Source organism: Rhizobacter sp. P3_B12, from assembly GCF_056402895.1.
Genome location: NZ_JBFUGN010001289.1, coordinates 1 through 1401 on the forward strand (window position 1 = coordinate 1; position 1401 = coordinate 1401).

Consider the following 1401-nt stretch of genomic DNA (forward strand, 5'->3'; position numbering starts at 1 on the left):
CTGCGGCTGGTCGTCGTCGGCGCGCACATGAGCGGGCTCGCGCTGAACTGGCAGCTGACCGAACGCGCCGGCCGGCTGCTGCGCCGCACCCGCACCGCGCCGGCGTACCGGCTGCATTCGCTGACCGGCCACGCGCCGACGCGACCCGCGCTGGTGCATGTCGGCCCCGAGGCGGGTCGCGCGATCGACGTGGAGGTGTGGGAGATCGACGCGGCCCACGGCGGCAGCTTCCTGCAGATGGTCGGCCCGCCGCTCGCGCTCGGCACGGTAGAGCTGGACGACGGCACGCAGGAGCGCGGCTTCGTCTGCGAGCCGCGTGGCGTGGCAGCCGGCGGCAGCGCGCTGGACATCACCGCGTACGGCGGCTGGCGCGGCTTCCTCGCTTCGCTCGGCTGAGCACGGTCCTTGCAGCACTCCCGCGCAAGGAGGTCTTCCGCCATGACCGACACCACCCCATCCGACATCGTCGATTTCGTGCGCGCCAGCGCCCGGCTGCTGGAGCTGCCGCTCGACGAGGCGCAGGTCGCGCGCGTCGCGACGCACCTGGCCCGCACGCGCACGATGGTCACGCCGCTGCGGCTGCTGCCRCTCGGCGCCGAGCTGGAACCGGCCGAGGTCTACTGCCCGGCGCCGTTCCCGGCCGAGGATCCGGCATGACGGCGCGTCTCGCGCATGCCGGCGGGATGAGCACCGGCATGTCGGTGGTGCGCGCCGTGCGCAGCGGCGAGATGCTGGCCGAAGAGGCGCTCGAGCACTGCATCGCCCGCATCGAGGTCTGCGACGCACGGGTCAACGCCTTCACCGACGGCACCTTCGAGCGTGCGGTGCGCGAGGCGCGCGCGGTCGATGCGATGCGCGCCCGCGGCGAGGTGCTGCCGGCGCTGGCCGGGCTGCCGTATGCGGTGAAGAACCTGTTCGACATCGAAGGCCTGACCACGCGCGCCGGCAGCAAGGTGCGCCAGGGCGAGCCACCGGCCGCGGCCGATGCGGTGCTGGTCGAGCGCCTGCGCGCGGCCGGCGCGGTGCTGGTGGGCGCGCTGAACATGGACGAGTTCGCCTATGGCTTCACCACCGAGAACAGCCACTACGGCCCGAGCCGCAACCCGCGCGACCTGACGCGCACCGCAGGCGGATCGTCGGGCGGCTGCGGCGCCGCGGTGGCGGCCGGCCAGGTGCCGGTGACGCTCGGCTCCGACACCAACGGCTCGATCCGCGTGCCGTCGTCGCTGTGCGGCGTGTGGGGGCTGAAGCCGACCTTCGGGCGGCTGTCGCGGCGCGGCAGCTTCCCGTTCGTCGCGAGCCTCGACCACCTGGGGCCGTTCGCGCGCAGCGTCGAGGACCTGGCCGCCACCTACGACGCGATGCAGGGCCCGGATCCGCTGGACCCCGGCTGCCATGCCG

3 protein-coding genes are annotated in these 1401 nt (G+C 74.3%); all 3 read left to right on the forward strand.

Features of this window, described 5'->3' with window-relative positions; translation table 11 throughout:
- On the forward strand, positions 1-396 hold a 396-nt coding region (locus tag AC1D01_RS34595), incomplete at its 5' end, for an allophanate hydrolase-related protein (protein ID WP_477874021.1).
- Positions 397-438: 42 nt separating this feature from the next.
- Positions 439-657 carry a DUF4089 domain-containing protein gene (locus tag AC1D01_RS34600; protein WP_477874023.1) on the forward strand — a complete coding sequence of 73 codons (219 nt, stop codon included), beginning with the start codon at positions 439-441 and terminating at the stop codon, positions 655-657.
- Positions 654-1401: amidase family protein (locus AC1D01_RS34605; protein WP_477874025.1), on the forward strand; the 748-nt coding region annotated here is incomplete at its 3' end. The genes AC1D01_RS34600 and AC1D01_RS34605, both read left to right, overlap by 4 nt.